This window comes from Kribbella sp. NPDC051586 (assembly GCF_044453965.1).
GTDB lineage: Bacteria > Actinomycetota > Actinomycetes > Propionibacteriales > Kribbellaceae > Kribbella.
The window spans coordinates 132858-159506 of sequence record NZ_JBITDF010000003.1 but is presented as its reverse complement, the minus strand read 5'-3'; the positions used below and the strand labels follow the sequence as shown (position 1 = coordinate 159506).

The 26649-nt window shown below is 68.0% G+C and carries 24 protein-coding genes; 10 read left to right on the top strand and 14 right to left on the bottom strand.

Annotated features, from left to right (window positions below; genetic code table 11):
- Positions 1-15: 15 nt before the first annotated feature.
- Complete coding sequence (locus tag ACIA58_RS19695; protein WP_396405151.1) at positions 16-1428, top strand: MFS transporter; 1413 nt, start codon at positions 16-18, stop codon at positions 1426-1428.
- Here ACIA58_RS19695 and ACIA58_RS19690 read toward each other — a convergent pair.
- Both ACIA58_RS19690 and ACIA58_RS19685 read right to left on the bottom strand, forming a co-directional pair.
- On the bottom strand, positions 1391-2239 hold the full coding sequence (locus ACIA58_RS19690; RefSeq protein WP_396405150.1) for an alpha/beta fold hydrolase: 849 nt from the start codon (positions 2237-2239) through the stop codon (positions 1391-1393). The genes ACIA58_RS19695 and ACIA58_RS19690 overlap by 38 nt on opposite strands.
- The gene (locus ACIA58_RS19685) at positions 2236-3171 is read right to left on the bottom strand and encodes a patatin family protein (RefSeq protein ID WP_396405149.1); all 936 of its coding nucleotides are present in this window, start codon (positions 3169-3171) and stop codon (positions 2236-2238) included. Before ACIA58_RS19685 ends, ACIA58_RS19690 begins: the two co-directional genes overlap by 4 nt.
- A 78-nt stretch (positions 3172-3249) precedes the next feature.
- Between ACIA58_RS19685 and ACIA58_RS19680 the strand changes: the two genes are divergently transcribed.
- Both ACIA58_RS19680 and ACIA58_RS19675 read left to right on the top strand, forming a co-directional pair.
- Entirely contained in the window at positions 3250-3843 is a 594-nt protein-coding gene (locus ACIA58_RS19680; RefSeq protein WP_396405148.1) for a TetR/AcrR family transcriptional regulator, read from the top strand.
- Positions 3844-3924: 81 nt separating this feature from the next.
- On the top strand, positions 3925-5616 hold the full coding sequence (locus ACIA58_RS19675) for a cytochrome c biogenesis protein CcdA (RefSeq protein WP_396405147.1): 1692 nt from the start codon (positions 3925-3927) through the stop codon (positions 5614-5616).
- Here ACIA58_RS19675 and ACIA58_RS19670 read toward each other — a convergent pair.
- Positions 5603-6358: an alpha/beta fold hydrolase gene (locus ACIA58_RS19670; protein WP_396405146.1), complete on the bottom strand. Its 756-nt coding sequence runs from the start codon at positions 6356-6358 to the stop codon at positions 5603-5605. The two genes, ACIA58_RS19675 and ACIA58_RS19670, sit on opposite strands and share 14 nt — an antisense overlap.
- A gap of 71 nt (positions 6359-6429) precedes the next feature.
- Here ACIA58_RS19670 and ACIA58_RS19665 point away from each other — a divergent pair, with 71 nt between their 5' ends.
- Complete coding sequence (locus ACIA58_RS19665; RefSeq protein ID WP_396405145.1) at positions 6430-7488, top strand: LacI family DNA-binding transcriptional regulator; 1059 nt, start codon at positions 6430-6432, stop codon at positions 7486-7488.
- 30 nt (positions 7489-7518) lie between these two features.
- A complete protein-coding gene (locus ACIA58_RS19660) occupies positions 7519-8601 on the top strand; it encodes a LacI family DNA-binding transcriptional regulator (RefSeq protein WP_396405144.1) in 1083 nt (360 codons plus the stop codon).
- Here ACIA58_RS19660 and ACIA58_RS19655 read toward each other — a convergent pair.
- From ACIA58_RS19655 to ACIA58_RS19635, 5 genes are all read right to left on the bottom strand, one after another.
- Complete coding sequence (locus ACIA58_RS19655; RefSeq protein ID WP_396405143.1) at positions 8598-9107, bottom strand: LacI family DNA-binding transcriptional regulator; 510 nt, start codon at positions 9105-9107, stop codon at positions 8598-8600. The two genes, ACIA58_RS19660 and ACIA58_RS19655, sit on opposite strands and share 4 nt — an antisense overlap.
- Positions 9108-9112: 5 nt before the next feature.
- Entirely contained in the window at positions 9113-10681 is a 1569-nt protein-coding gene (locus ACIA58_RS19650; RefSeq protein ID WP_396405142.1) for a DUF3502 domain-containing protein, read from the bottom strand.
- Between the two features lie 63 nt (positions 10682-10744).
- On the bottom strand, positions 10745-11665 hold the full coding sequence (locus ACIA58_RS19645) for a carbohydrate ABC transporter permease (RefSeq protein ID WP_396405141.1): 921 nt from the start codon (positions 11663-11665) through the stop codon (positions 10745-10747).
- The gene (locus ACIA58_RS19640; protein WP_396405140.1) at positions 11662-12600 is read right to left on the bottom strand and encodes an ABC transporter permease; all 939 of its coding nucleotides are present in this window, start codon (positions 12598-12600) and stop codon (positions 11662-11664) included. The genes ACIA58_RS19645 and ACIA58_RS19640 overlap by 4 nt, the downstream gene beginning before the upstream one ends.
- Positions 12601-12695: 95 nt before the next feature.
- Positions 12696-13682, bottom strand: a complete 987-nt coding sequence (locus ACIA58_RS19635; RefSeq protein WP_396405139.1) for a hydroxyacid dehydrogenase — start codon at positions 13680-13682, stop codon at positions 12696-12698.
- Positions 13683-13868: 186 nt separating this feature from the next.
- Between ACIA58_RS19635 and ACIA58_RS19630 the strand changes: the two genes are divergently transcribed.
- A complete protein-coding gene (locus ACIA58_RS19630) occupies positions 13869-17285 on the top strand; it encodes a discoidin domain-containing protein (protein WP_396405138.1) in 3417 nt (1138 codons plus the stop codon).
- Here the strand turns inward: ACIA58_RS19630 and ACIA58_RS19625 are convergent.
- Positions 17282-18925, bottom strand: a complete 1644-nt coding sequence (locus tag ACIA58_RS19625) for a DUF4091 domain-containing protein (RefSeq protein WP_396405137.1) — start codon at positions 18923-18925, stop codon at positions 17282-17284. The two genes, ACIA58_RS19630 and ACIA58_RS19625, sit on opposite strands and share 4 nt — an antisense overlap.
- 41 nt (positions 18926-18966) lie before the next feature.
- Between ACIA58_RS19625 and ACIA58_RS19620 the strand changes: the two genes are divergently transcribed.
- The 3 genes from ACIA58_RS19620 (at position 18967) to ACIA58_RS19610 (ending at position 21887) form a co-directional block, all read left to right on the top strand.
- The gene (locus ACIA58_RS19620; protein ID WP_396405136.1) at positions 18967-19209 is read left to right on the top strand and encodes a hypothetical protein; all 243 of its coding nucleotides are present in this window, start codon (positions 18967-18969) and stop codon (positions 19207-19209) included.
- A 148-nt stretch (positions 19210-19357) separates the two neighbouring features.
- Entirely contained in the window at positions 19358-21382 is a 2025-nt protein-coding gene (locus ACIA58_RS19615; RefSeq protein ID WP_396405135.1) for a catalase, read from the top strand.
- 43 nt (positions 21383-21425) lie between these two features.
- Entirely contained in the window at positions 21426-21887 is a 462-nt protein-coding gene (locus tag ACIA58_RS19610; protein ID WP_396405134.1) for an SRPBCC domain-containing protein, read from the top strand.
- 16 nt (positions 21888-21903) lie between these two features.
- Here ACIA58_RS19610 and ACIA58_RS19605 read toward each other — a convergent pair whose 3' ends face one another.
- Genes ACIA58_RS19605 through ACIA58_RS19595 form a run of 3 tightly spaced genes read right to left on the bottom strand, consistent with a single transcriptional unit; the run spans position 21904 to position 23762 of the window.
- Positions 21904-22629: a FadR/GntR family transcriptional regulator gene (locus ACIA58_RS19605; RefSeq protein WP_396405133.1), complete on the bottom strand. Its 726-nt coding sequence runs from the start codon at positions 22627-22629 to the stop codon at positions 21904-21906.
- Positions 22626-22766 (bottom strand): hypothetical protein, encoded by a 141-nt coding sequence (locus tag ACIA58_RS19600; protein WP_396405132.1) that lies wholly within the window; start codon positions 22764-22766, stop codon positions 22626-22628. The genes ACIA58_RS19605 and ACIA58_RS19600 overlap by 4 nt, the downstream gene beginning before the upstream one ends.
- 36 nt (positions 22767-22802) lie before the next feature.
- Positions 22803-23762 carry a DUF5937 family protein gene (locus ACIA58_RS19595; RefSeq protein WP_396405131.1) on the bottom strand — a complete coding sequence of 320 codons (960 nt, stop codon included), beginning with the start codon at positions 23760-23762 and terminating at the stop codon, positions 22803-22805.
- 55 nt (positions 23763-23817) lie between these two features.
- On the opposite strand from ACIA58_RS19595, the gene ACIA58_RS19590 reads away from it, so the two are divergent.
- Positions 23818-25059, top strand: coding sequence for an MFS transporter (locus ACIA58_RS19590; protein ID WP_396405130.1), 1242 nt, complete (start codon positions 23818-23820; stop codon positions 25057-25059).
- On the opposite strand, the gene ACIA58_RS19585 is transcribed toward ACIA58_RS19590, so the two are convergent.
- Positions 25060-25548: a DUF3291 domain-containing protein gene (locus ACIA58_RS19585; protein ID WP_396405129.1), complete on the bottom strand. Its 489-nt coding sequence runs from the start codon at positions 25546-25548 to the stop codon at positions 25060-25062.
- 14 nt (positions 25549-25562) lie between these two features.
- Positions 25563-26639: a LacI family DNA-binding transcriptional regulator gene (locus ACIA58_RS19580; protein WP_396405128.1), complete on the bottom strand. Its 1077-nt coding sequence runs from the start codon at positions 26637-26639 to the stop codon at positions 25563-25565.
- Between the last annotated feature and the right edge of the window lie 10 nt (positions 26640-26649).

Sequence of the window (26649 nt, the reverse complement as noted above, 5' to 3'; positions counted from 1 at the left end):
GTAGTCTGTTCATCGATGGAACCGTCAAGTTCACCACCAGTGATCACCGAGCCTGCCGCAGACGGGTCAGGTGAGCCACTGGCGCACCGGCGGCTCGTCTTCGGCATCGTCGCGATCGCCCTCCTGATGGCCTCGATCGATCAGACCATAGTGGCGACAGCGCTGAATGCAATCCGCAGCGACCTGCGTGCCGAGCTGACCTGGAGCGGCTGGACGATCACCGTCTACGCGCTCGGCCAGATCATCGTCATGCCGCTGGCCGGACGCCTCGGCGACCAGTTCGGGCGGAAGAAGATCTTCCTCGGCGCGGCGGCGCTGTTCACCGTCGCCTCGCTGTGCTGCAGCCTCGCGGACAACATCTACCTGCTGGTCGTCTTCCGCGCCCTCCAGGCGATCGGCGGCGGCGCGTTCATGCCGACCGCGACCGGCATCGTCGCCGAACAGTTCGGCCGCGACCGGGACCGGGCGATCGGCATGTTCACCTCGATCTTCCCGATCGGGGGCATCATCGGCCCGATCATCGGTGGCATCATCGTCACCTACTGGTCCTGGCGCGAGATCTTCGTGGTGAACATCCCGATCGGACTGCTGCTGATCGTCCTGGGTCTGCGATTCATCCCGAGCAGCCCGCCGAAGGCCGCCTCCCGGATCGATGGGACCGGCGCCGCACTCCTGGCGCTGACGATGCTCTTCGGCATGTACGGGATCAGTTCCCTCGGCAGTGCCGGCGCGGAGCCGACCGATCCGCTGTTCATCGTGGCCATGGTGCTCGCACTGACGCTCGGCTTCCTGTTCGTCCGGCACGCGAACCGGCACGCGGCGCCGTTCATCCCGGTCAGCCTGCTGCGCGGCCGCGGGTTCGGGGCGATGAACACGATCAACTTCCTCTTCGGCGCGGCCATGCTCGGCTTCGGCGCGCTCGTCCCGCTGTACGCCGAGTCGCGGTACGGGATCCAGCCGCTCCAGGCCGGGACGTTGCTCACCGCGAGGGCAGTCGGGATGATCTGCGTCGCCGGCCTGGCCGTGTTCGCGCTCCGCCGGACCGGGTATCGCGCTCCGATGATCGGCGGGTTCGTGCTGGTTGCGGCCGGGATGACGCTGATGTCGGTGGCCCCGCGCGGCCTCACGCCGTACGCCTGGCTGGCGATGGCCGCGGGCATCACCGGTATCGGGATGGGTCTGTCGATCCCCGCCTCCAACAACGCCAGCCTGCAACTGGCCCCGGAACAGATCTCCGCGATCGCCGGTCTGCGCGGCATGTTCCGTCAGTCCGGCGGCATCGTCGCCGTCTCGATCACCACCGCGATCCTGAACCACGCCACCGATGCCGGCGCCGCCCAGGCCCACAGCTTCGTGGTCTTCGCCGCCATCCTGCTGCTGATGATCCCGTTCACCTTCCTGGTCCCGGACCACCGCGGCCACTGGTGAAATCGAGGATCAGCCGGGTCAGCTCCCGGGGCTGATCCTCCGGAATGAAGGAGTAGGAGTCGGCGACTCTGACCAGCGTCGCATCGGGCAACGTTTCGGCCAGGCGTTCGAAGAGGCGCGGTGCGAAGATGCGGTCGTCGGCGGCCTGGACGAGGAGGACCGGCTTCTCGAAGCTGGTCAGCGCCTTGGCCGCTGCGAGTGTGTAACTGCTGTCGACGTTCGCGATGAACTTCTTGGCGTCTCGGCGGATCTCGGCGCTGTCGCGGATCGGCTGCAGGTAGGAGTCGAGGATCGTGTCCGGGATGCCACGCTTGGCCAGCCAACCGAAGGTGTTCGGGAGTCGGCGTACGGCGTTGAACCGGAGCAGGCGGCTTGCCAACCAGATTGCGCCCGGCAGGCGGGCCAGTTCGGGGAGCTTGCCGAACGGTGGCGGGAAGAAGTCCTCGAACGCGTCGCAGGGTGTCAGGACGACCCGGCCGATTCGCTCGGGGTGGTTGGCCATCAGGATCTGGGTGAGGGCGCCGCCGGTGTCGTTGGCGACGATGGTTACGTCGGTGAGGTCGAGCTCGTGGAGGAAGCCGTCGATGAGCCGGGCAACACCGGCCGGCGTGAGGTCGGCGTCAGGTGCCATCGGCAGTTGGTGCGCACCGAGCGGCCAGTTCGGGGTGATACAGCGGAAGCCGGCCGCGGCGACGTCCGGCACGATCTTCCGCCAGAGGTTCGCGTTGACCAGGAGGCCGTGCACAAATACGACCGCCGGTCCGGTGCCGAGTTCTGCGTACGTCACCCCACCGGCGGTCTGCCAGTTCACACCGGCACCTCAACACTTCCCGACAGCGCATCGAGAGCCGCACGCCGACCGGTCTCGACCGCCGACTTGAGCGGATCGGGCCGCCGCTCCGTGCGCCCGATGCTCACGCTGCCAACCGGCGGACGGACCTGAATGGTCGCCGGATGCGACGTCAGCAACCGCTCCTCCTCCGCCCGAATCTCGACGCGATGCAACCAAGGCTCGAGGGCTCCCGGCGCGTGGCGAGCGAACCAGCGCGACATCAACATCCGCTCCGCGCGCGACGGCGGCGACTGCGTCTCGTCGAGCCGACGAGTGCGGAAGGCAACGATATGCGTGGCACCTTGCGACAGCGCAGTACGCACGGGAGTGCCTTCACTCACGCCGGCGTCCACGTACGGCGTACCGTCGATCTCGACCGGCGGACCGGCGAGGAGCGGCATCGCGGCCGAAGCGCGGAGCGCCGTCTGCAGACTCGCCTGATCGTGGATGTGCGGATGCAGATCGACCGGCCGGCCGGTCATCGCATCGGTCGCGATCGGATGGATCCCGACAGGGTTGTCGAGGACCTCCTGGAACCCCATCGGCATGATCTCGGTGTAGACCTTCTGGACGAGGTAGCTGGTGTCGACCACCGGCCGGCGGCGCAGGATGCGGCGCGGGTTGATGGTCGTACCCATGATCGTGCGGTCCCACCAGGCGTGCTTCGTGCTGTCGGCGCGACCGCACAGCAGCCAGGCTGCGTTCAATGCCCCGGCGGAGCTGCCGTAGACGGCGTCGAACAGCGGCAGCAGTCCGAGCTGCTCGATCGCAACGGTCATTCCGCTGGAGTACGCGCCGCGCGAGCTTCCGCCCTCGATCAGCAGCACGAGGCGCGCGTCGTCCCGCCGTACGCCGGGAGCACTCCCCTGCTTGCGGCGATCGCGCAGCAACTGGATCACGGACTCGGTCACCAGTCCTTTATACACCGTTGTGTATCGCTGTTACGGATCGGCGTTCCAGAACAGAGCGGGGCGTGCTACGGTCGGCGCGTGCCGCGGGTGAAACAACGGACCGAAGCGCTCCACGAGCGGGGGCTGGCCAGCGCGCTCGTGGTGCTCGCCGAAGAGGGCGCCGCCGGTCTGACCACGCGGGCAGTCGCGGGCCGGGCCAACGCGTCGGTGCCTGCGATCTACGAGGTCTTCGGCGACAAGGCGGGGATCGTTCGGGAGGTCTTCTTCGAGGGCTTCCGGCAGCTCGCGGACGAGTTGGCCGCTCTCCCCCCGCAGGCCGAGCCGTTGGAGGCTTTACGCCGCCTCGCCGAGGCGCTCCGCCGGTTCATCCTGGACCACCACATGCTCGCCGAGGTCATGTTCGCCCGTCCCTTCACCGACTTCGACCCCACGAAGGACGAGGCCCGCGCCGGAGCCAAGGTCCGCAAGATCTTCGTCCAGCACGTCCGTGACGCCGTCACCGCCGGCCACCTCGCCGGCGACCCCACCGACATCGCCCTCCTGCTCTTCACCTTCACCCAGGGCCTGGCCGCCGCCGAGAACGCCCACCGGCTCGGCACCACCAAACCCTCCACCAACCGCCGCTTCCACCTCGGCGTCAACACCCTCCTCAACGGCTTCGCGCAGAGCTGATCCACTGGCGGCACCCATCCGGTGGGTGGTTCGGGACGAAGTAGTGGTGTTCTGTCGGGCTTTCGTCTTGGGGTGCTACTGATGATCACGCTGGCCTTCATCGGATTGCTGGGCGGTCTGATCACCGGGGTCTCTCCGTGTGTCCTGCCGATGCTTCCGATCATCTTCTTCGCGGGTGCCGGGGGTACGTCGACCAGGCGCGATCTGCGGCCGTTGAAGATCATCGTCGGCATCGTGGTGAGCTTCAGCGTGTTCACGCTGATCGGCTCTGTGATCCTGTCGGCGCTCGGGCTCCCGGACGACTTCCTCAGGTGGGGCGGTCTCACCATCCTCACGCTGGTCGGGCTCGGCCTCATCTTCCCGGCGCTCGGCCACCTGATCGAGAAGCCGTTCTACCGGCTGCCGAAGATCAACCGGAACGACAACGGCGCCTTCGTCCTCGGTCTGGGCCTGGGCACCTTGTACGTGCCGTGCGCCGGCCCGGTCCTGGCCGCGATCACGGTGGCCGGCGCCACCGGCAACATCGGCTGGCGGACCGTCGTACTCACGGTGTCGTTCGCACTCGGCGCCGCGCTGCCGCTGCTGATCTTCGCCTCGGCCGGATCGCGCATCTCGCAGCGGGTGAAGGCGTACCGCGATCACGCCCGCGGGTTCCGGATCGGTGGCGGGATCGTGATGATGCTCCTCGCCGTCGCGCTGGCCTTCAACATCACCGATGTGATCCAGCGGGAGCTGCCGTCGTACACCAGCGGGCTGGAGAAGAAGGTGGCGGAGAACAAGACGGTGCAGGGCGCACTCGCGCCGGCCGTCGGCGACGCCTCGGCCGAGCTCAGCAAGTGCACGCCGGGCGCGGCAGAACTCGCGTCGTGCGGGGCGGCACCGGCGTTCCGCGGTACGCAGAAATGGTTCAACACCCCCGCCGGACAGGCGGCTTCTCTCGCCGACCTGAAGGGCAAGGTCGTGCTGGTCGACTTCTGGGCCTACTCGTGCATCAACTGCCAGCGCGCGACACCGCACCTGCTGGCCTGGGACAAGGCGTACAAGTCCCTGGGCCTGGAGATCGTCGGCGTCCACTCCCCCGAGTTCGCCTTCGAGAAGGACGCGGGGAACCTCGGGTCGGCGATCCGCAAGGAAGGCATCAAGTACCCCGTGGTCCAGGACAACAACCTCGCCACGTGGACGGCGTACCGGAACCAGTACTGGCCGGCGAAGTACCTGATCGATGCCGGCGGCACCGTTCGCGCGATCAACTTCGGCGAGGGCAACTATGCCCAGACCGAGCAACAGATCCGCGAGCTGCTCACCGCCGCGAATCCGAACGCCGAACTGCCCAAGCCCGTGGACGGGTCCGTGAAGGCCGACGTCGGCGTCTCCGGACGTACACCGGAAACGTACCTCGCCTACTCCCGCTCGACGAACCTCGCCGGCACCTCGGGCAAGCTCACCCCCGGCAAGACCGTTGCCTTCGGCCTCAATCCGGCGCAGCCGAACGACACCTACAGCCTCGGTGGCAACTGGGCCGTCGGCACTCAGAGTGTCACGTCGACCAGTGGCTCCCAGGCACGCCTCAACTACAACGCGTCGAAGGTCTACCACGTACTGTCCGGCCATGGCACAGTCACCGTCTCGATCCCGGGCGAGCCCGATCGAGTCATCCAGGTCAACGGCACGCCGAACGCCTACGAACTGGTCGACAAACAGTCCGCCGAACGTAAAACCATGACCCTCACCTACAGCCCAGGAGTCTCCGCCTTCACCTTCAGCTTCGGCTGAGCGAAGCCAGCCAGCTGTTGACCAGACCTGCGAATGCTTCCGGTCGTTCGCGATGAAGGAAGTGGCCGGCGTCGGGCCACAAGACCACGCGCGAGCCGGGCCGGACAGCGCAGCTCAGATCCCAGGCCGCCATCGACGGCGTCGGCCGGATGCACAGGAGCGGCCTGGTCAACTGCGCGAGGGCTTCGGCCGCCGCGGGTCGGGCACCGATCGCACCCGGGTCCGTGTACAGGCCGGCGTAGCTGTCGGCCAGGACATGACCCGGCGTACGAACCAACTGATCTCGGACGTCATCGGTCAGGTCCCCCAACTGCGCCACGGCCGCGGCGGCCCCGTCGCGACGGAGGGCGGTCAGCCGCTCCTGGAAGGTCGCTGCCTCGGCTTCGTCAGCGCCGTACGCCGGATCGATCGCCACCACCGCTCGGACCAGATCCGGGCGCTCCATCGCCAGCAGTACCGCGACCTGACCACCCATCGAATGGCCGACCGCCACAACCGGTGGAAGGTCCAACGCGTCGACCAGCGCGGCGAGGTCGACGGCATAGTCGCGCGGACGATATCCACAAGAAGGAACCGGCGACCGCCCGTGGCCGCGGAGGTCGACCGTGACGACCCGTCGGCCGGCGAACTCGACCGGATCCCACGACCGGCCGTCTCCACCCCAGCCGTGCACCAGGAGCACCGGCTCTCCGGTCCCGTGATCGGTGAAGAACAGCCGTACGGCTTCGACATCGGACTGCATGAGTGGCAGCATAGTTAACGTTTTCTATGCAGCTCCACCAGCGAAGTTTTCGATCCATGAGGAGAGCCCGAGTGGCCAGACCGTCGTCGAACGGCCGCCCGACCGTCAAGGACGTAGCCGCCGCCGCGAGCGTGAGCGCCACGACCGTCTCGCGCGTGCTCGGCGGCGACTATCCGGTCAGCGCCTCTACCCGCAAACGGGTGCTCCGCGCGGTCCGCGACCTCGACTACGTCATCAACGCCCAGGCCCGGGCGCTCGTCGGCGGCTCCACCCGGACCGTTGCGTTCGTCGTCCGCGACCTGGTCGGCCCGCTGTTCGCCTGCATCGGCCAAGGCGTCGAGCTGCAGGCCACCGCCGAAGGCAGGGTGTGTCTGGTCTCCACCCATCACGGCGATCCCGATCGCGAGCTCGAGCTGATCGAGTTGATGCGCGAGCAGCAGGCCGAGGCCGTCGTGCTCGTCGGCGGCGGTCTCCGGACCGAGGCCCACACCCGCCGGATGGCCGAGATCGCGCATTCGCTCGACCGGGTCGGCTCCCGGCTGGTGCTGTGCGGCCGCCCGCCGATCGGCCCGGACGTACCGGCCACCGTGGTCGAGTACGACAACGAGGGCGGCGCGTTCGCGGTGACCGACTACCTGATCTCGCTGGGCCACCGCCGGATCGCGTTCGTCGGAGCCGGCGAGCCGGAGCACACGACGACCGGCGCCCGGCTGGGCGGATACACCGCGGCACACACCGCCCGCGGGCTCGAAGCCGACCCCGAACTCATTGTCAGCGGCAACTACGACCGTGAGTCCGGGTACCGGCAGACCACCGCGCTGCTGGCTCGCGGCGCCCGGATGACGGCCGTCGTGGCCGTCACCGACATGGTCGCCAGCGGTGTGCTCGCCGCGCTCCGGGAAGCCGGGATCCGGGTGCCGGAGGACATCTCGGTCGTGGGGTACGACGACATCCCGCTCAGCGCCGACCTGAACCCGGCGCTCACGACCGTACGCATCCCGCACGAGGAGCTCGGCCGCGCCGCCGTACGGCTGGCGCTGCACCGCGACGAGCACGCGCTCGACCAGCACCTGATGCTTGGCACGCACGTGGTGATCCGGTCGTCCACCGCTCCCCCGCGCCAGGATTAGACTCTGGCCGCGACACCACGAAAGGGGAATATGACAGACGAGCGAGCGTCCGGTCGTCGGCGGCCGTCGTCCGGGCCTACCCTGGCCGATGTCGCCGCCCACGCAGGGGTTTCACCGGCGACGGTCTCCCGGGTGCTGGCCGACAACTATCCGGTGTCCCGCTCCGCCCGTCAGCGTGTCCAGCGGTCGATCCGCGAGCTGAACTACTCCGCCAATACACACGCGCGGGCGCTGGCGGCGGGAGCGCGATCGAAGACGATGGCGTTCATCCTGGCCGACGTTCGCGGCCAGTCGTTCGCCGATGCGGCGCACGGGGTCGAGCAGGAAGCCGCGCAGCGCGGCTGGCTCACCCTGATCGGCACGACGCAGGGCGCCCCGGAGCGCGAGCTGGCGCTGGTCCAGCTGATGCGGGAGCAGCGGGCCGGCGCGGTCATCCTGATCGGCGGGGTCACCGACGAGGCCGACGAGTACCGGCAGAAGATGACCGAGATCGCGACCTCGCTCCACGCGGCCGGTTCCCTGCTCGTGCTGTGCGGCCGGCCGCCGCTCGGTGACGGAGTCCCGGCCGCCGTGATCGAGTACGACAACGAGAACGGCGCCTACGCGCTGACAAGCCATCTGCTGTCGCAGGGCCATCGGCGAATCCTGTTCCTGGCCGGCCCCGAGCGGCACAGCACCAGCATCGAGCGGCTCGCCGGCTATCGCAGAGCACTGTTGGACTTCGCCGTACCGGATGCTCCGGAGTTGGTCGAGCACGGTGTCTTCACCCGCGCTTCGGGCTACCAGTTGACCCGGCGCAAGTTGACCGCGGGCCAGGACTTCACCGCCGTGTTCGCGGGCACCGACGTGGTCGCGGCCGGGGTGTACGCCGCCGCGGCCGAGCAGGGTCTGTCCGTGCCGGAGGACCTGTCCGTCGTCGGGTACGACGACGTCGAGCTCGCCCAGGATCTACGGCCCCGCCTGACCACCGTGCACGTGCCGTACGAGGATCTCGGCCGTACGGCGGCCCAGATCGCCGTCGCCGATCAGCACCTGCAGCCGGGCTGGACCGGGGACCATCGGCTCTTCAAGACCCATGTGGTGATCCGGAGCTCGGTCAGCCGGGTCCGTTAGCCGGCCAGCTCCGCGGGCAGGTCGAGGATCGCCGCGAGCGCGTGCGACACCGCGTCGTCGAGGCCGGAATCGACCAGCACACAAGGGATCTGGTGTGCTGCGAGGTACGCCCGCTGCACCTCGGTGAATTCGGCGTCGAGCCCGATCACCCCGCGGCTGCCCCGCGCGAACAGCTGTTCCAGCCACACCCTGGGGACCGGGCAGCCGGGCGTGACCGTCGTGACCACGACGGCCGGCCCAGGCCCCCGGACCCGCTCGGCCAGGCCCGCGAGAACCTCGCCGGCCCAGCTCGTCCCGGTGCTGGCGACGACGACGTCGATGAGCACGGACGCCTCCCGCCGTACTGGGCGCTCCACCGGATACCCAGCGCGTCGCAGTACGGCGCGCACCCGCTCCCGGGTCGCGGGCGCCACGTCGGGATAGGCCCGCAGCACCTTCGACACCGTGGACACCGAGACGCCGGCTTCCCGCGCGACGACCGCGAGCTTCCTCCGCGGGGTGCTCATCGGACTCAGGCGCCCTTGAGGTACGCGTTCGCCTGCTTCTCCATCTCAGCCTGCAGGTCGGCGAGCCCGGCCTTGTCGACCGCCTTCTTCAGGTTGTCCAGCCCCTTGTCGACGTCGACCGCGCCGATCCACAGCGGATTCCCGTACTGCGTCATCGCCGCGCTGACCTGACTGTCCTGCCGCTTCACCGGGGTGACGTCCGGCACGAACGACGCGTAGGGGTCGACAGTGAAGTTGTTGTAGTCCTGCGCCCAGTCGAACCACGCCTCCTCGGTCGGCGTGATGTCCTTGATCTTCAGCTCGAGCTTCTGCCGCCAGCACAGAGCGAAGCCGGGGAAGCCGTACTGCGACAGCTGCTGGAACTTGTCCGTGCCGACGGGCTTCCAGTCCTTGCCTTCGACCCCGTAGCTGAGCAGATCGTGGTTCTCCTTGATCGAGACCCAGTCCTCCAGCTGCATGGCGCGTTCGTTGCTCTTGCCCTTGACGTTGAGCACGACGAAGTTGTCGGCCTGGAACGTCTGGTTCGGCTTCGCGCTCTTGCCGCCACCCAGTGGGATGACGTTGGCGATCTGAGCGCTCGGCACCGCCTTGCGCAGCGGCGCGAGCGACTGCGACGACAGCCCGTCGGTCATCGCCCACCGGGTGGAGATCCGGCCGGACTCGAACTGGGTGCCGATCGTGGACGAGTCGACGTTCAGCGCGTCCTTGTTGATGATGCCGTCCAGGTAGTACTTACGAACCGTGCGGAGCGCGTCGAGCACGCCGGGCGCCTCCCAGAACGGGATCGGATGCGCCGAGCCGGACGACTTGCCGTCCTGGGCCAGGTAGAACGGGAACGAACCACCGCTGAAGGTCTGCACGCTGACGTGCGGGTTCTCCCAGTCGTGCTGGTTGAGCCAGCCGACCGGGGCGAAGGCGACGAGCAGGTCGGGCATGTTGGACGAGATGCCGACCGGAGTGATCTTCTCCTTCTGCTTCACGTCGTACCAGAACTTCTCCAGCTGGTCGAACGAGCTGAGGTCGCCGGCGCCGAGCTTCTCGGCCAGATCCTGCCGGACGGTGAAGTGATGCAGGCGGGCGGCCGAGTTCACCTGCGGGATGCCGTACAGCTTGCCGGACCACTTGTTCTGCTCGAGCAGCTGCGCATCGAGCGTCTTGCTCAGGTTCGGGTACTTGCCGATCAGGTCGCCGACCGGGACCAGAGACTTGCTGGCGACGAGCTGGATCATGTTCAGCCAGCGGGCCTGGAGCGCGGTGTCGAACTTCTCGCCGGCGGTGAACTTCAGCAGCGCCTGCTGCTGGTAGTTGGACCAGGCGATGAACTGCGGCGCGATCGTGAAGCCGAGGTCCTTCTTCAGCTTCTCGTTCACCTTCGCGAGGACGGCGTCCCAGCCCTTCGGCGCGTCACCGGGGAGCAGCAACGCGAGGTTGTCGGTGTTGCCACCGGAGCCGGAACCGGAACCGGACGACGAGTCGCCGCAGCCGCTCAGGCCGATGAGGGACGCGAGGGACAGGCCGCCGGTGGCGGCCAGAAAGCCGCGCCTGCTGAGACCGGCTGGAGATGTGGCGGGCACGATGCCTCCTGGACTACTGAGTGGAGTACTGAATGGAGTACTGAAAGTGGTGGGACGGAGCCGTCAGCCTTTGGTGGCTCCGAGAGTGATGCCTTTGACGAAGTAGCGCTGCGCGAAGGGGTACGCGAGCAGGATCGGGCCGATGGTGACGACCGTCAGGGCGAGCCGGAGCTGGTAGACCGGCGTCGATTGCTCCGCGGCCGTCGGCAGCATCTGCGAGAACGAGACGTTGGAGATCAGGTTCTGCAGCAACAGCGGCAGCGGATACTTGTGCACGTCCGACATGAACAACAGCGCCGTGAACCATTCGTTCCAGTAGTGCACGGCGTAGAACAGACCGATCACCGCGAGGATCGGCTTCGACAGCGGGAGCCCGATGCGGAAGAAGATCTGCATCTCCCCGGCGCCGTCGACCCGCGCCGAGTCGAGGATCTCCTCGGGCAGCTGGCGGAACGCCGACACCTGGATGAACACCAGGAAAGGTGCCACGAGCAACGGCAGGATCACGGCGAAGTAGCTGTTCTGCAGCTTCAGGTACTGCGTGACGAGAAGGTACAGCGGGACCAGGCCGCCGGTGAACAGCATCGGGATGTACGCGAAGACCGCCAACGGCCTGCTGACGTAGGGCAGACGCCGCGCGATGACCCAGCTCAGCCCGGACGTGAAGGCCAGCGCCATCGCCGTACCGACGACGGTGATGACGATGCTTGCGGTGTAGGCGCTCAGCACGGTCGGACCGGTGAAGATCAGCTGGTACGACGTGGTGGAGAACGGCCTCGGGATCAGGCTGTACCCCGTGGTGGCCAGCGTCTGCTCGTCGGTGAACGAACCGGACACGATCATCCAGAACGGCACCAGGCAGATCAGCATGAAGCACGTGACGCCGATGACGCTGACGACGGTGAACGCTTCCGGGCGGCGGCGCCGGCGGGTCACGGTCCGGGCGGTGGTCTTCGCCAGGCTCGAGGTGAGGGCAGTGGTCACAGCAGGCTCGTTTCCTTCGAGTACCGGCGCTGGATCAGCAGGGCCGTCGCGACCAGGACGAACCCGACGACGGACTGGAACAGCCCGATCGCCGCAGTGGTGCCGAAGTCGCCGATCTGGCGCAGGGAACGGAAGACGTAGGTGTCGATGACATCGGTCGTCGGGAAGAGCGTGCCGTTGTCGCCGATGATCGCGTAGATGGTGCCGAAGTCCCCGTAGAAGATCCGGCCGACGCCGAGCACGAGCAGCACCGCCGCCGTCGGCTTGAGCAGCGGGAGCGTGATCCGCAACGCCATCTGCGCGCGGCTCGCGCCGTCGATCTGGCCGGCTTCGTAGACGTCCTCGGGGATCGACGTGATCGCGGCCAGGAAGATGACGCTCATGTAGCCGCCCATCTGCCAGACCTTCACCACGGTGAGGATCCACGGCCACGGACCGGGCTCGGTGTACCAGCTGACCGTCGGCAGGCCGAAGCCCGCCAGCGCGTCGTTCACCGCGCCGCCCGATCCGGCCGGCCCGGACAGCAGCACCTGCAGCATGATCGCGATCACGACCGGCGAGACGAAGTACGGGAAGAAGATCGTCGACTGGGCGACGCGTTTGAAGTACCGGCCGCGGAGCTCGTTGAGCATGATGGCGAGCGTGACGCCGGCAGCCAGCGTCGCGGCGAGGAACAGCACGTTGAGCAGCAGTGTGTTGACCAGGATCCGCTGCGCGTCGCCCGAGCTGAAGAAGTACCGGAAGTTGTCCAGGCCGTTCCACGGGCTGCCGAAGATGCCGCGGCTGATGTCGAACTCCTTGAAGGCGACCACCAGCCCGGCCATCGGCGCGTAGCTGAAGACTGCGAAGAACGCCACGGCGGGCAGTGCGAGCAGGCCCAGCCACAGACTCGTCCGCAGCATCGCGCGGCGCCGCCCGGCCGGTAGATCGGTCATGGCAGTCTCCTTCCGACTTCTATAGAAAGCGCTTTCCATCTGCCGGGAACCTAACTGTGCTGACAAGGCGTGTCAAGGGCAGGGATCGTTGTCTTTCAGGCGCCATAGTCGAGGTCGGCAAGCGTGACCTGGAACCGGAGTGGGTCCCCGGCCAGGAAGCGCTGCAGCTCGTCCGCCACGCAGGCGCCGAGGCGGGCGAGCTCGTTGCCGTGCGAGCCGGCGACGTGCGGCGTCACGAACGCGTTCGGCAGGCTGAGCAGCGGCGAGCCCGGCGGCAACGGCTCGGGATCGGTCACGTCGAGGACCGCCTCGAGCCGTCCCGACCGCAGCTCCGCGATCAGCGCCTCGGTGTCGACGAGCTGTCCGCGCGCGGTGTTGATCAAGGTCGCACCGTCTGGCATCAACGCGAGCTCGTCGGGCCCGATCATGCGGTACGTCTCCGGCGTGGCGGGTGCATGCACACTGACGATGTCGCTGGTCGAGAGCAACGTCGGCAAGTCGACCACGGCCAGGTCCTCGGCGTACGGATCGTAGACCTGGACGTGGAAGTCCAGCGGCCGGAGCAGGTCGATCACCTGCCGGCCGATCCGGGAGGCGCCGATGATGCCGACCGTGCGTCCGTAGTTCCCGATGTCGGGATGGATGAACCCCAGCTCGAACCCCTGGTCCCGGCGATAGCGCTCCCGCAACCCGAACGCGCCCTTGCCGGCCAGCAGGATCGCGCCGAGGGTGTACTCCGCGACCGGCACGGCATTGGCCGACGCCGCGGACGAGACCGCGATACCGCGCTCCCACACCTCAGGACACAAGTGCCCCTTCACGCTGCCGGCGGCATGCAGCACCGCGCGCAGCTTCGGCATCGCGTCCAGCGTCGGTACGTCGATCGGGGGACAACCCCAGCCGGTGATCAGGATCTCCAGGTCGGCCAGCCGTCCTCCGAGTCGCGGATCGTCGAGCCGGTCGACGACCAGCACCGGATCGCAGGCGACGAGCTCGTCGATCCGCCGCCGGACGGCAGCCGGGAACAGCGACGGCCAGTGCTCCGCGGACAGCACGAAGACGGCCGGCGGTCGATCGGGCACGGTACCTCCAACAGGCTAGAGAGCGCTTTCTGGATCCACCGCTCGATGTGCGCTCAAGCCTGGCACAGCAATCGTTAACTACGGCAGTTGCAAAATTTTCGGGACCGGCTTGCTTCTTGGCCGTCGCTGACCGCGATGCGAAGCTCCCGCTGGTCCCCGCCGACGAACCAGGGAGAGTGACCCACGATGAATCAGCTCCGGGCAGCCGTGGCGGTTGCGGTGGCTGCCGTCCTCACGGCGATAGGCGGCCTCGTGGGAGTCGCGCCACCCGCGTCCGCCGCCGGGTTCCCCGCACCGACGATCAACCGCGTGACGTCCGCGGCGGGGTTCGTGCATCCCGGCCTCGCGGTCAGCGCGTCATCCCTGGAGACGGCCCGCGCGCAGGTGCAGCAGCACGTCGAACCCTGGGCGTCGTACTACGCGGCGATGACCGCGACGTCGTACGCGTCGACGACCTTCAGCTCACGGAACCAGGGCCCCGGCGTGGACCAGCCCGCGAACAAGGCGTTCAACTCGCAGGGTGTCGAGTCGCAGTTCATCGACGACGCGTTCCGCTCGTACACCCAGGCGATCCAGTACGTCATCACCGGCGACCCCGTGTACCGCGAGAACGGTCTGCGGCTGATCCGGATCTGGAGCCACATGGACCCGAACGGGTACGTGTACTACCCGGACGCCCACATCCACAGCGGTGCTCCGCTGATGCGGATGCTCGCGGCCGCCGAGATCCTGCGTTACACCAGCGTGAACTCCGGGACCAGCGGCTACGACCTCGCGTGGAACGACAGCGACACCGCGGCCCTGACGGCCAACCTCGTCGTACCGCTGACGCAGACCTTCCTGTACCGCAACCACAACTTCATGGGGCAGCACAGCTACTCGCTCATCGGCGCGATCGCCGGGTACATCTTTACCGACAACCTCCCCCGCTATCGCGAGGCGGTCGAGTGGTTCTCGGTCAACTCGACCAATACCGAAGTCGACACCAACGGCGCACTCAGCAAGGTGATGCCGCTGATCGCCAAGAACGATCCGCGCAATCCGTACGGGCGCTCGTTCGTGCAGTTGCAGGAGATGGGACGGGACCAGGCGCATGCCTGGGACGACGTCACGATGCTGACCCAGCTCGCTCGCGTCATCGACGTCCAGGGGACCCGGCTCGACCCGGTTCGCGGCACGGTGTCGACCCGGCGCGACGCGGTGTCGCCGTACGCGTTCGGCGACTATCGGCTGCTGCGCGGGTCCGAGCAGTTCTTCGCGTTCATGATGGGCAAGGACATCCCCTGGATCGACACCACCCAACGCGGCGGGGTGCTCTCGCAGGCCTACCGCGGCCGGCTCTTCGATCCCACCAACGAGCTCTACACCATCTACGAGGGCTTGCTCGGACCGGCGGTTTCGAAGATCGCGCCGAGCATCACCGAGCTGGCGACCAAGCAGGACGGCGGACCACAGTTCTTCTGGGGCACGGCGCCGTACAACTTCTGGAACAGCAACCCGGACTTCAATCCGGACTCCTGGCTGTCGTTCCCCGCGTCCATCGCCGGTACGACGACGCCGGTGCAGCAGAACGCACTGGTCCAGGCGGAGACGCGTACTGTGCCGGTCACACCGGGAACGTCGGTCAAGGGGACGTACGTCCGGATGAAGGCCCGCTCGACCTTGGCCGTGCGCACGCTGCTGTACGACGACCGCTCCGGCTACAGCCCAGTCGGCGTCCTGATCCGGACGAACGGTACGGCGACGTTGGAGATCCGCAAGGAGCGAACGCTCGCGCCTTACTACTCGTTGACTCTCCCCGACACGCACGGCAAGTGGCGGTACATCACCTACGACATGAGCACGAGCAAGCTCCGCGGCAGTGCGGGTGGCGAGTATCTCGCGTACTACACGGTCCTGGGATCCGCTGTGGATCTCGATGCCGTCAACCTGAAGGCGAAGACCGAGCTGTCACCACCGCAGTTCACGCAGGGGTCCGACATGCGCCTGCTGGGGGTCGCGGGCGAACCGTTGTCGGCTCCGCTCGTTGCCACGGACAACGACCAGCTCACCTACACAGCCGGCACCGCGCTGCCTGCAGGCGCAGCAATCGACGCGCAGACAGGGACGCTGACGTGGCGTCCGACCGCGCGGCAGGTCGGCTCGGTCAACACGTTCGTCGTTGCCTCCGACGCGGCGACGGACGCCGTACTCCGGGTTCGGCTGACGGTCGGTCGGGACCGCTCGGCAGCGATCCGCGCAGCACTGGACGGGTACGACACAACGGTCGGTTACACCAGTGCGACCAAGAACGCGGTCGAGACGGCGAAGACGGTCGCCGAAGGTCACGTGCAGAGCGCGGACTCGGCGACCTTCGCCGCTGACCTCGTCAATCTGCAAACCGCAGTGGCACACCTGGAGAAGCTGACACCGACGATGCCCGACGACGGGTCGTTCGACTACTTCGGCCGGGCCACGTCCGCGACGCTGTCTCAGGTGGCCCTAGGCAACATGCTCGACGGTGACTTCAACACCTTCTCCGGTGATCTGACCGCGCCGGCGATCATCGACTTCGGGTCCGGCTTCCGGGTCACGGCCGACGCGTTCGGTTTGCAGGCCCGCTACAACTTCGCGAACCGTACTCAAGGAGCCAACGTCTACGGATCCAACGACGGACGTTCCTGGACGTTGCTGACGGCCCGCGAAACCACGGACACCTCCGACAGCGGGTTCGCTCTGGAGCGCATCCCGGTCCGGGACGAGGTCAAGGGTCAGAGCTTCCGGTTCCTGAAGCTTCAGGTCGACCATCCGGGTGTTCCGACCGACCCGGCGTACCCGGGCCTGTCAAGCTTCAGCGAGTTCCGGGTCTACGGGCAGCGGGCCCAGATGAGTACGGCGATGAACTCGGTCTCGATCGCCTCGAACGACAGCGATCCGGCGCTCGCGCAGGACGGGGACACCGTGACCCTCAGCATGACCGCTACCGAGGCGCTGAGCACCGTGGCGGCGACCATCGAGGGTCTCGACGCTCACGTGACGAGCACGGACGGCACCCACTGGACGGCGACCACGACGTTGCCCGATGACGTCGCCTACGGCCGCACGCTGCGTTTCAGCATCGACTACACCACGGCCACTGGTCAGACCGGTGCGACGATCGTCGGCACGACCGACGGCACCTCGCTCCAACTCTGGAACACCCGCGTACGTACACTGCCGATCGAGCAGGGCTGGGTCGTTGCCTCCAGCCCCACCTTCCCCGGCGTGGGCACGCCCGAGGCGAACGGGTGGAAGATGTTCGACGGTGACATCAACACCTTCACGGACACGACGTCAGGCAACGGCTGGGTCCAGGTCAGCCCCGGCACGTCTCTGACGTTCGACGCGGTCCGGGTCCATCCCCGCAGCAACTTCCCGGGCCGCGCCAACGGCACTGTCGTCCAAAGTTCGTCCGACGGCGGCAGCACCTGGACGACCCTCGCCACTGTCACGGGCATTGCCGACGGCAACCAGTGGTACGTCTACCCGTTGGCCGCTCCAACGTCCGCATCTCTGATCCGGGTCAGCGACAACCACGGCGGCTTCACCAACCTGGCCGAGGTCCAGCTGCTCACAAGCAGCTAGTCAGGGAGGCCCGTCAGCGCAGCGGTCATGCGCCGGCGGGCCCGGTAGTAGTGCTCCGGATCGAGCACGGGACGGTCGAAGCGCAGGGTCCGGTCCGGGTCGATGATGTCCAGCGCTGCGTCGTTCCCGTGAGCGGTACGGACGGCCTGCAGAGCGCGGTGGTCCCACATGGCCTGCGCGAACACCCGGTGGCGGAGCGACGGCCACGGCGTTCCGTCCGTACCGGGGTAAACGGCGAACGGGTCGCCGGACGGGAACGCGCCACCGGCCGAGGTGTCCGCGAACGGGTTCACCTGGCGAATCGCGTGCCAGGTGTACCAGAAGTTGAAGCCCCAGTGCAGGAATCCGTCCACTCCGGACGCGAACAACTGGTGCCCGATCGCCCGGTTGCGCGCGGAGGGCATCCCGACGAAGCGGTTGGCCACGTCGCGATCCTGGCTGACGCAGTAGTACACCCAGAGGCGCTCCGGGCGCTCGGCCAGGAAAGGTTCGACATGATTGGTGGCGACAACGGGAAGGGGCACGGCGCCCGACGTGTAGAACGCGTGCTCGCTCAGGGCATCGACGATCGTCCAGCCCTTCAGCAGAGCAGCGACGACTCCCTTCGCGGCGAGATAGGTCGCGAGCCCACCCTCCCCCGACGGCTCGTCCGAGATGTGGAAGACGACATGCTCGCGATCCCACTCCTCGTCGAGCACGGCCTGCAGCGCCGGAAGCAGCGCCTCCATCAGTCTCCTGTACTGCGGGTCGGTCGCGCCGACGTCCCACCCGAAGGCTCGCTCCTGGTTCACCACGATGCCGGGCGTGGCCTCCGCTCCCCACTGTGTGAACAGATGGGCGATCTCGACGCCGGTGATCCCGTTGCGCCGGCACAGCTCGAGCCAACGCCGAAGCCGATCGAACCCGAAGCCGTACCCCTCGTCGGTCGCGGTGATGTCGATGAGCTGTACAACGGTCCGGTACGAACCGACCGCCGTGTCGAGCGGCGGCGTCCAGACCGGGGTGAGCAGCGACGTCGCGCCCATCTCGGCCGCCGAGGCCATGAACCGGTCGACCATCGCCCAGTGCTCTTCGCTGAACACCTCGACGCCGTAGTGATCCGCGAGCGAGTCCAGGTGCATCCAGTGGCTCGACACGATGTCCAGCGGCGGTAGCTCGATCCCCGTGATCTCGACGTTCACCGATGTCCGGTGCAGCTCAGCGCCATCCGGCGAGCTGACCACGACCGTGAGTTCGTGGACGCCGGCCCGCGCCGGATCGGAGGTGGTGACGTCGAACCACATCGCACCCCAGCCACCGAACCGCACCGGAGCCTCGCCGCCAGGCGCCGGCCGCAGCAGGTCCGGATACAGCCCAGGCTCGTCGAACTCGTAGCCGTCGTCATGTCCCGGCAGCGCGACGAACGCGCACGGCACGAGGTCCACGACCGAGCCCACCACCAGATCGGCGGCATCCCCCTCGACCCGTACCCGCAGCGGACGCGGATCGCGGAACGTCGCCTCGAGCGGAGGCCGGTACGCGAGCTGGAACGACGCCGGCTCACCCAGGAACGCCTGGAACCGGGTCCCGTCGGCCACCGGCCGCGGCTCCCGCACCGGGTGCACCTTCACCAGCGCATCGCAGACAACGAACTCCCACATCGCGGTCCCACCATCCCAATCTCTGCGCAATAGTGGAACCTATGATGCAGATCCGCGCATCAATGCACAACAGCGCTCGCCGGCCGGCGCGAGTCGTTCGTACTGGGAACGACGCGGTCCAAGCAGGCAAGGTCCTGTACGTCGGAATCTCCGACCCGCCGGCCTGGATCGTTGCCCTCCTGCCGATGGCGGAGTCGCTCGGCTTCGGCGCCCGCGCCACCGGCCAACTCCGCGACAACCTCGCCGCGACCGGCCCATGGGTCTTCGGCGCAGCCTCCGTCTGACCGGCAGCGGGGGTGGATCAGCACGCGTAGGCGGGGGTACTGGGACTCGTCCGGATCAGTCCTGAGGAGTCTCATGCCCCCGAAACGCAAAGCTTCCCGTGCTCCACGTGGATCAAGCGCAGCGCCGGCCGCGCCCGCACAACAACCCGTGGAGCGACCGGTCGAAGCGGCTGAGGGGCGACTGCAGACCAGCTCACTGCTCACCACCGCGCAAGGCGTGCGGCTTCACGACACCGATCATTCGCTGAAGGCCGGGCCGCGCGGGCCGAGCCTGATCGACGATTTCCATCTGCGCGAGAAGATCACCCACTTCGACCACGAGCGGATCCCGGAGCGCGTGGTGCATGCCCGCGGCGCGGCGGCTCACGGCACGTTCACGGCGTACGGGAACGCCGCGGCGGCGACCAAAGCAGGGTTCTTGCAGCGTGGCCGGCAGACACCTGTGTTCGTCCGGTTCTCGACAGTGCTCGGATCCCGCGGCTCGGCCGACACCGTCCGCGACGTCCGTGGTTTCGCGACGAAGTTCTACACCGACGAGGGGAACTTCGATCTGGTCGGCAACAACATGCCGGTCTTCTTCATCCAGGACGGGATCAAGTTCCCCGACATCATCCACGCCGGCAAGCCGCACCCGGACCGCGAGATCCCGCAGGCGCAGAGCGCCCACGACACGTTCTGGGACTTCGTGTCGCTGCACACCGAGGCGACCCACCACGTGATGTGGGCGATGTCCGACCGCGGCATCCCCCGGTCGTTCCGGACGATGGAAGGCTTCGGCGTCCACACGTTCCGGCTGGTGAACGGCGACGGCGAGACGTGCCTGGTCAAGTTCCACTGGAAGCCCGTGGCCGGTATCCACTCGCTGGTCTGGGAAGAAGCTCAGCTCGCCGCCGGAGCCGATCCCGATTTCCACCGGCGCGACCTCGCCGACGGGATCGCCGCCGGCGCACCGCTGGAGTTCGAACTGGGGCTGCAGATCATGCCCGATTCCGACGACCAGACCTTCGCGGGCATCGATCTGCTCGACCCGACCAAGATCGTTCCCGAGGAGCTCTGCGAGGTCCAGTTGGTCGGCAAGCTGTCGCTGGACCGCAACCCGACGAACTACTTCGCCGAGACGGAGCAGGTCGCATTCCACACCGGGAACCTGGTCCCCGGGATCGAGGTCACCGACGATCCCCTCATGCAGGCCAGGCTGTTCTCGTACCTCGACACCCAATTGACCCGCCTCGGCGGCCCGAACTTCACCCAGCTGCCGATCAACTGCCCGCACGCGGCCATCAACGACAACCTCCGCGACGGGATGCACCAGACCGCCGTACATCGCGGCGTCGCGCCGTACCTGCCCAACAGCCTCGGCGCCGAGGGCGAACCGGTGCCTGCCGAGGTCGACGAGGGCGCCTTCGTCCACGTCCCGCGCGAAGTCGAGGGTCCCAAGGTACGGGCGAATCCGGTCTCGTTCGCCGACCACTTCTCGCAGGCCACGCTGTTCTGGGCGAGCATGACCGCCGTCGAACGCGCCCACATCGTCGAGGCCTTCACCTTCGAGCTCGGCAAATGCTACGAGCAGCCGATCCGTGAACGGATGCTCGGCGTACTCGCCAACGTCGCGACAGATCTCTGTACGGCGGTGGCGGCAGGACTCGGATTGCCCGCGCCGAGCGGAACTCCTGCGACCGACCCGGTCCCCTCTCCCGCGCTGTCCCAGATCGTCGACACACCCGGACCGATCGCCGGCCGGGTGGTCGGAGTGGTCGCGGCCGACGGCGCTGACCTCGCGGGCGTCAACAAGCTGCGTCGAGCGGTCGAGGCCAAGGGTGCAGTACTACGGCTGCTTGCGCCGTCCGGTGGCGTGATCAAACGCGGCCGCTCGACCCAGACCGTCGAGCGCACCTTCCTCACCACCCGATCGATCGAGTACGACGCCCTGGTCGTTGCCTCCGGCAACCCGACGCTGACCGACGGCAGGCTGACCGTCCTGCTCGGCGAACTCTTCCGGCACTGCAAGGTGATCGGTGCCTGGGGCGACGGCGACCAGGTACTCACGGCAGCCGGCATCGACACCACCGCGCCAGGCATCGTCCTGGGCGACACCATTGCCAAGCCCTACACCACCGAACTCGTGGCCGCGATCGGCCTTCACCGAGCCTGGAGCCGTTCAGGTCTGGCCTGACCAGCAACTGCTTGAGGAACTGGAAGATGGGCACCAGTGAGGTATGGCGATTACACGACACCGGGTGCGGACGACCGGCACGGATCGGTCGCCGCAGCTGAGGTATATCAGGGCGTTCGACTGTGACGGAGACGACCTGTGGGAGCTGATCACCACGCCGGAGGCGCTGAGCGAGTGGCTCGGAGCAACGATTCTGAGTGACGCACCGCACGGCGAATTCGTCGTCTCGACCGGCGCCACGGAGCGGCGAACGGGACTCGTCACAGCTTGCTTGCCCCCGCACTACTTCCAGGCCGCCTGGGACGAACCGCCCCACCCGTCGAGCACGCTCCTCGTCGACGTCATCCACGGGACGCACCGCTCCGACCTCATCCTCACCCACGGCGGCATCACCCCCGAGCTCGTCGATACCTACGAGTCCTTCTGGACGGCACGCCTCGACCGCCTCACGCAGTACGTCGAAGCGCGACGATCGTTGGCTGCCGGTGGCCGTCCACGTTGGTGATCGAAGGTCCCGTGCGTCAGACGCCGGGCGGCCTGTCCTCGGACGGGTCGTCCGGAGGGCGTTCGTGGAGGTAGTCCTCGACCGCCAAGAGGTGCGCGGCCATGCGCACGCGGGCGCGATCGGGGTCGCCGATCGACAGGGCCTCGAGGATCGAGCGATGCTCGGCGTGGGTGGCCTCGTCGGCGCCCTGCTGACTGATCGATCGCCACAGCCGGTCGCGGGTCGTCCGTCCGCCGAACGCGTCGATCAGGGCGGCGAGCACCGGGTTGCCGGATGCCTGGGCGATGATCCGGTGGAAGGCGATGTCGCAGTCGATGATCGCCTCGTGGTCGGGCTCGGCCGCGGCCAACTCGGCTTCGATCCGCTGCAGCATCTGGTCGGCCGCGGCCAGGTCGCCGGCGCTCATCGACCTCGCCGCGAGACCGGCCGCCTCGGTCTCGAGAACCCGGCGTACGGCGTGCAGATGGTGTGCACCGCTGCGATCGTGCAGGTCCACGGCGAAGCCCATCGGTGCCAGCAGCAACGACGAGTCCAGGCTCGTTACGTAGGTGCCGGCTCCTTGGCGGGTCTCCAGGACCCCCAGCGCCGACAGGGCCCGGACTCCTTCGCGGAGCGGATTCCTCGACACCCCGAGGGCCTCGGCCAAGTCCTTCTCGATCGGCAACCTGTCGCCCGGCCGGAGCTTGCCGTCGATGATCAGGTCGCGGATGCCTTGGACGACGACGTCGGTCTGCGAACTCATGGAACCAGATCGGACCGGTCGGTGGACGCCCAGTACGTCCCGGCCGGGAACGTGTACGTCGCAAGCGTCTCGCTGTGCATCTCCGCACTGTAGCCGGGAGGTGTCCACCTGCCCGACGCCGCGCCCAGCTCACCCATGACCGGCCTCGCCCTCACCCTCGCCCTCGATCTCGCCTAGGCGCCACGGACGAGGCGGTCGCCGAGGTCCGAGCGGCGGTAGAGGACTGAACGGCCGTGCCGCGCGGACGTCAGCAGACCGGCTTCGCGTAGTGCACGGAGGTGCTGGTTGACCGCGGTCGGCGTGACCTTGAGGCGTACCGCGAGCTCGGTCGACGACGTCGGCGTCTCGAGCAGGTTCATCAGCCGTGCGCGGACCCGGCCGATCAAGCCGGCCAAGGCACTCGCGTGCACATCGGGCTCGGTCTCCCAGAGCGTCCCGAGGCCGCGCGCCGGATACATGATGTGCGGTGGTCGATCGGCCGAGATCGGCGCCGACGCCCGCCTGCAGAACAACGAAGGGACGAGGGTCAGGCCCCGGCCCGCGGTCGAGCTCCGGTACGAGAGGCCACTGCGCAGCCGTACGTACACGACGGTCTGCTCGAGGCTGACGTGCGGGTCGACATCGGCGAACATCACCGCGAGGCCGGATTGCGCGATGACCCGGCCGCGGTACACGACGTCGGCCTCGAGCACGGTCCGCATCCGCTGCCAGTACGGCTCGAAGCAGACCTCCCAGTAGTCCCGCAACGCTGCCAGCACCCGGACGAGAATCCGGTCCGGCCGACCTCGGAGTACCGCCGGCAGGGCTGCCGGGTGGACCTCCGCCAGGTCCGCGCGGACGACGGGACCGGGTGTGCCGGTCAGCGCCGCAAGCTCGTCCTCGATCCTGCCGAGCGGGGTGTACGGGCGCGGCGAGAGGAAGTCCGGTGTCCACAGCGCTTCGTTCGTCAGGGCGCGCAGCAGATCCAGGTTCAGCCCGGCTCGCGCTGCCTCGGTGGCCCGCAGCCAGGGCAGCTGCAACGGGAACCGGCCCGGGTCGCGCAGGGTCCGCAGCGACAGGACCAGCTCGTTCAGCGGCGAGATCGCGAAGCGCACCTCACCGAGATCGTTGCCGACGAGCTCGTACTCGATCATGAAGCAATACGCTACATCGGTGGCGTCGCCCGCGGGCGGATGCGACAACAGACGCGTGCCTGAGCTCCTCCGCGATCCCGTCGAGCGGGCGCTCGCCTGCGCCGTCGCCGCCCTCTCCCTGTCCCGTGGCATGTTCTTCACCGTCAGCGCGCTCTACTTCACCCGCGGAGTCGGCCTGTCGCCGACCACCGTCGGGATCGGTCTCACGATCGCCGGAGGAGTCGGCGTCCTGGGGTCGTACGTCGGTGGGTGGCTCAGCGACCGGTACGGCGCCGATCGGCTACAGCAGTGGGCTCTCGCGGCGAACGGCGCCGCGCTACTCGGCTATGCCCTGGCCCACGACGTCGTCACCTTCGTCCTGGTGGCGGCCTGCGTCTCCGCGACCCGTGGTCTGCAGAGCACCGCGCAGATGACGTTGCTCGCCCGCTGGTACGTCGGCCCGGAGCGGGTTGCTGTCCGTGCCCGCCTGCGCGTGGTGATGAATGTCGGCATCGGTATCGGCACCCTGCTCGCGGGACTGGCTCTGCTGGTCGACACGGCAACGGCGTACCGCCTGACTGTGCTGCTGGTCGGCGCCATCACCATCCTCGGCACGATCCCGTTGATCGGCATGCGCAGAAGAGTGTCTGGACTCGCGGAGCGGATGGACGCATCTGCCAGTGCCGAAGGCCCGCGGGGTCCCTCGCCTCTCCGGGACCGGACCTACGTCACGTCGACAGCCCTCAACGCCGTACTCGCGATCCACTTCGGCCTGACGTCCGTCGGCATACCGCTGTGGGTCGCGGACCACACCGACGCGCCGACCGTCGTCGTATCGGCGCTCCTTGTGGTGAACACGGCGTACGTCGCGCTCTTCCAGGTCCGTGCATCCCGCGGCACCCAGGACCTTCGCAAGGCCGGACGATCGGTACGCCGCGCCGGCCTCCTGCTGCTCGTCGCCTGCGCGCTCTTCGCCGTCGCGGGTCACCTCGGCGCCGCAGCAGCCACCTGCGTCCTGCTACTCGCCGCACTCGCCTCCTCCGCCGCGGAGACACGCGGCGAGGCCGGGAGCTGGGGCATGGCGTTCGAGCTGGCCGACCCCGCCCGAGCCGGCGCCTACCAGGGCCTCAGCCAAACCGGCCTCGCACTGGCCCAGATGCTCGGCCCCGCCGTCGTCACAACAACTGCCCTCAACCACGGCACCCCCGGCTGGCTGACCCTCGGCACCCTCTTCGCCACCACCGGCACCGCCACCGCCCTCCTCGCCAACCACGCCGCCAAACACCGAGCACCTCTTGCAGACCTAATTCCGGGCTGATCAGACCCGTCGGGCCCGTTGCTCCGGGCGGCCGTCGGGGGCGAAGCGTCTTCGCAGGGAGAACGCGCGTGGCGTTGGACCGTACCGTCGTAGGTAGTCGATATGGGCCAAGGCTTCTTCAGGTGAAGGTGTAGTCCCCTGCGCGACCCACCACAGCGCTGTGCTCGGTTGCGCGACCGGCTCGAACCACTCAGCGGTACGCCGGACATAGTGGAAATGCTTGCTGCGATAGACGAAAAGGTGCAGCGATTCGTAGCCCTTCCACACCGACACGTTCAGCAGCGTGCGGGGATCGTCCGGAAGACTGTAATGAGCGCCCGTGGTCGGGTACCGCCACACGAATCCCGGCGCGCGCTCGGCAAGTTGGTTGACGTGGGCAAAGGCGTCCATCAACTCCGCCAGCCGAGCATCATCAGCGGCGTACCGCAGTCGGCTCACATTCGCGTGCGCCAACTGCCGGCCGTCGAACTCCCCCAGAGCGCCTTTCAACCCTGCCCCCCGCCTCAGCTCGAGCTGGACGAATTGCGCGACTGCACTTGGACCGGACCGCTGCTCCCCCGGATCACCAGCTCCGGGGCGAGGACGACCTCGTGGTCGCGGGGCAGCTCTCCCGCCAGAATGCCGACGACCAAGCGGACGATCTCCGCACCGACGGACTCGAGCGGCTGGCTGACGCTCGACAATCCTGGCCGCGCCATCGACGCCGGAGGGCTGTCGTCGAATCCGACCACGGCCAGGTCCGTGCCGACCGTCAGACCCAGGCGCTCGGCCTCGTGGTAGCACGCGATTGCCAGCAGATCGTGCGACGCGACGACAGCGGTCGGCCGCCTCTTGCCGAGCAGCTTGGCCGCCAGCCGTTGTGCCTCTTCCAGGGACCGGGCCGCGCCGCGTGTCGTCAGTCCGCTCGTACTCAAACCATGGTGGTGCATTGCAGAGCGCCACCCCCTGAAGCGGTCATCCACCGTCGCGCGGTCCGCGGGCAGGCCGAGGAAGGCGATGTCACGGTGCCCGTTCTCGACCAGGTGATCGACGGCAGCACGAGTCCCGGCCGCGCCGTCGACATCGACCCAGGCGCTTGCGTGCTCGAGGCCCCAGATGCGACCGAACGAAACTGACGGTACGCCGCGGTCCGCCAGCCACGCCGGCCGCGGATCGGCGTACACCGGATCGGACAGGACGAACGCGTCGACGGCGGCCGACTGGATCAGTTCGCCGTACACCTCGAGCTCCTCCGTGTCGTCCTCGGCCGCGCAGAGCAGGATGTTGTACCCCGCTTGGCGTGCGGTGCCGGCGAGCGCGTGGACGAAGCGATCGAGCACCGGGCTGGGGAGACCGTGCGGCGTCGGCTGGACCCGGTACCCGATCGTGCGGGTCGACTGGGTGCGAAGCGAACGCGCAACGCGATTCGGCCGGTACCCGAGCTCCTCGATCGCGGCCCGCACCCGGGCCAGGGTCGGAGCCGCGACCCGCTGCGGCTGGTTGATCGCGTACGAGACGGTCTGCCGACCGACGCCGGCCTTCGCGGCGACCATCTCGATCGTCGGCGGCCTCGACCCTTCGGACTTTTCGCCCTCTGCCACGTGCCCTCCC

Coding starts and splice junctions, on each gene's coding strand:
- ACIA58_RS19670 (WP_396405146.1), bottom strand. CDS start 6,358: ATGCAGTCCGATGTCGAAGCCGTACGGCTGTTCTTCACCGATCACGGG.
- ACIA58_RS19600 (WP_396405132.1), bottom strand. CDS start 22,766: ATGGGTGAGCTGGGCGCGGCGTCGGGCAGGTGGACACCTCCCGGCTAC.
- ACIA58_RS19660 (WP_396405144.1), top strand. CDS start 7,519: ATGACAGACGAGCGAGCGTCCGGTCGTCGGCGGCCGTCGTCCGGGCCT.
- ACIA58_RS19595 (WP_396405131.1), bottom strand. CDS start 23,762: ATGATCGAGTACGAGCTCGTCGGCAACGATCTCGGTGAGGTGCGCTTC.
- ACIA58_RS19630 (WP_396405138.1), top strand. CDS start 13,869: ATGAATCAGCTCCGGGCAGCCGTGGCGGTTGCGGTGGCTGCCGTCCTC.
- ACIA58_RS19675 (WP_396405147.1), top strand. CDS start 3,925: ATGATCACGCTGGCCTTCATCGGATTGCTGGGCGGTCTGATCACCGGG.
- ACIA58_RS19620 (WP_396405136.1), top strand. CDS start 18,967: ATGATGCAGATCCGCGCATCAATGCACAACAGCGCTCGCCGGCCGGCG.
- ACIA58_RS19655 (WP_396405143.1), bottom strand. CDS start 9,107: ATGAGCACCCCGCGGAGGAAGCTCGCGGTCGTCGCGCGGGAAGCCGGC.
- ACIA58_RS19625 (WP_396405137.1), bottom strand. CDS start 18,925: ATGTGGGAGTTCGTTGTCTGCGATGCGCTGGTGAAGGTGCACCCGGTG.
- ACIA58_RS19610 (WP_396405134.1), top strand. CDS start 21,426: ATGGCGATTACACGACACCGGGTGCGGACGACCGGCACGGATCGGTCG.
- ACIA58_RS19605 (WP_396405133.1), bottom strand. CDS start 22,629: ATGAGTTCGCAGACCGACGTCGTCGTCCAAGGCATCCGCGACCTGATC.
- ACIA58_RS19640 (WP_396405140.1), bottom strand. CDS start 12,600: ATGACCGATCTACCGGCCGGGCGGCGCCGCGCGATGCTGCGGACGAGT.
- ACIA58_RS19695 (WP_396405151.1), top strand. CDS start 16: ATGGAACCGTCAAGTTCACCACCAGTGATCACCGAGCCTGCCGCAGAC.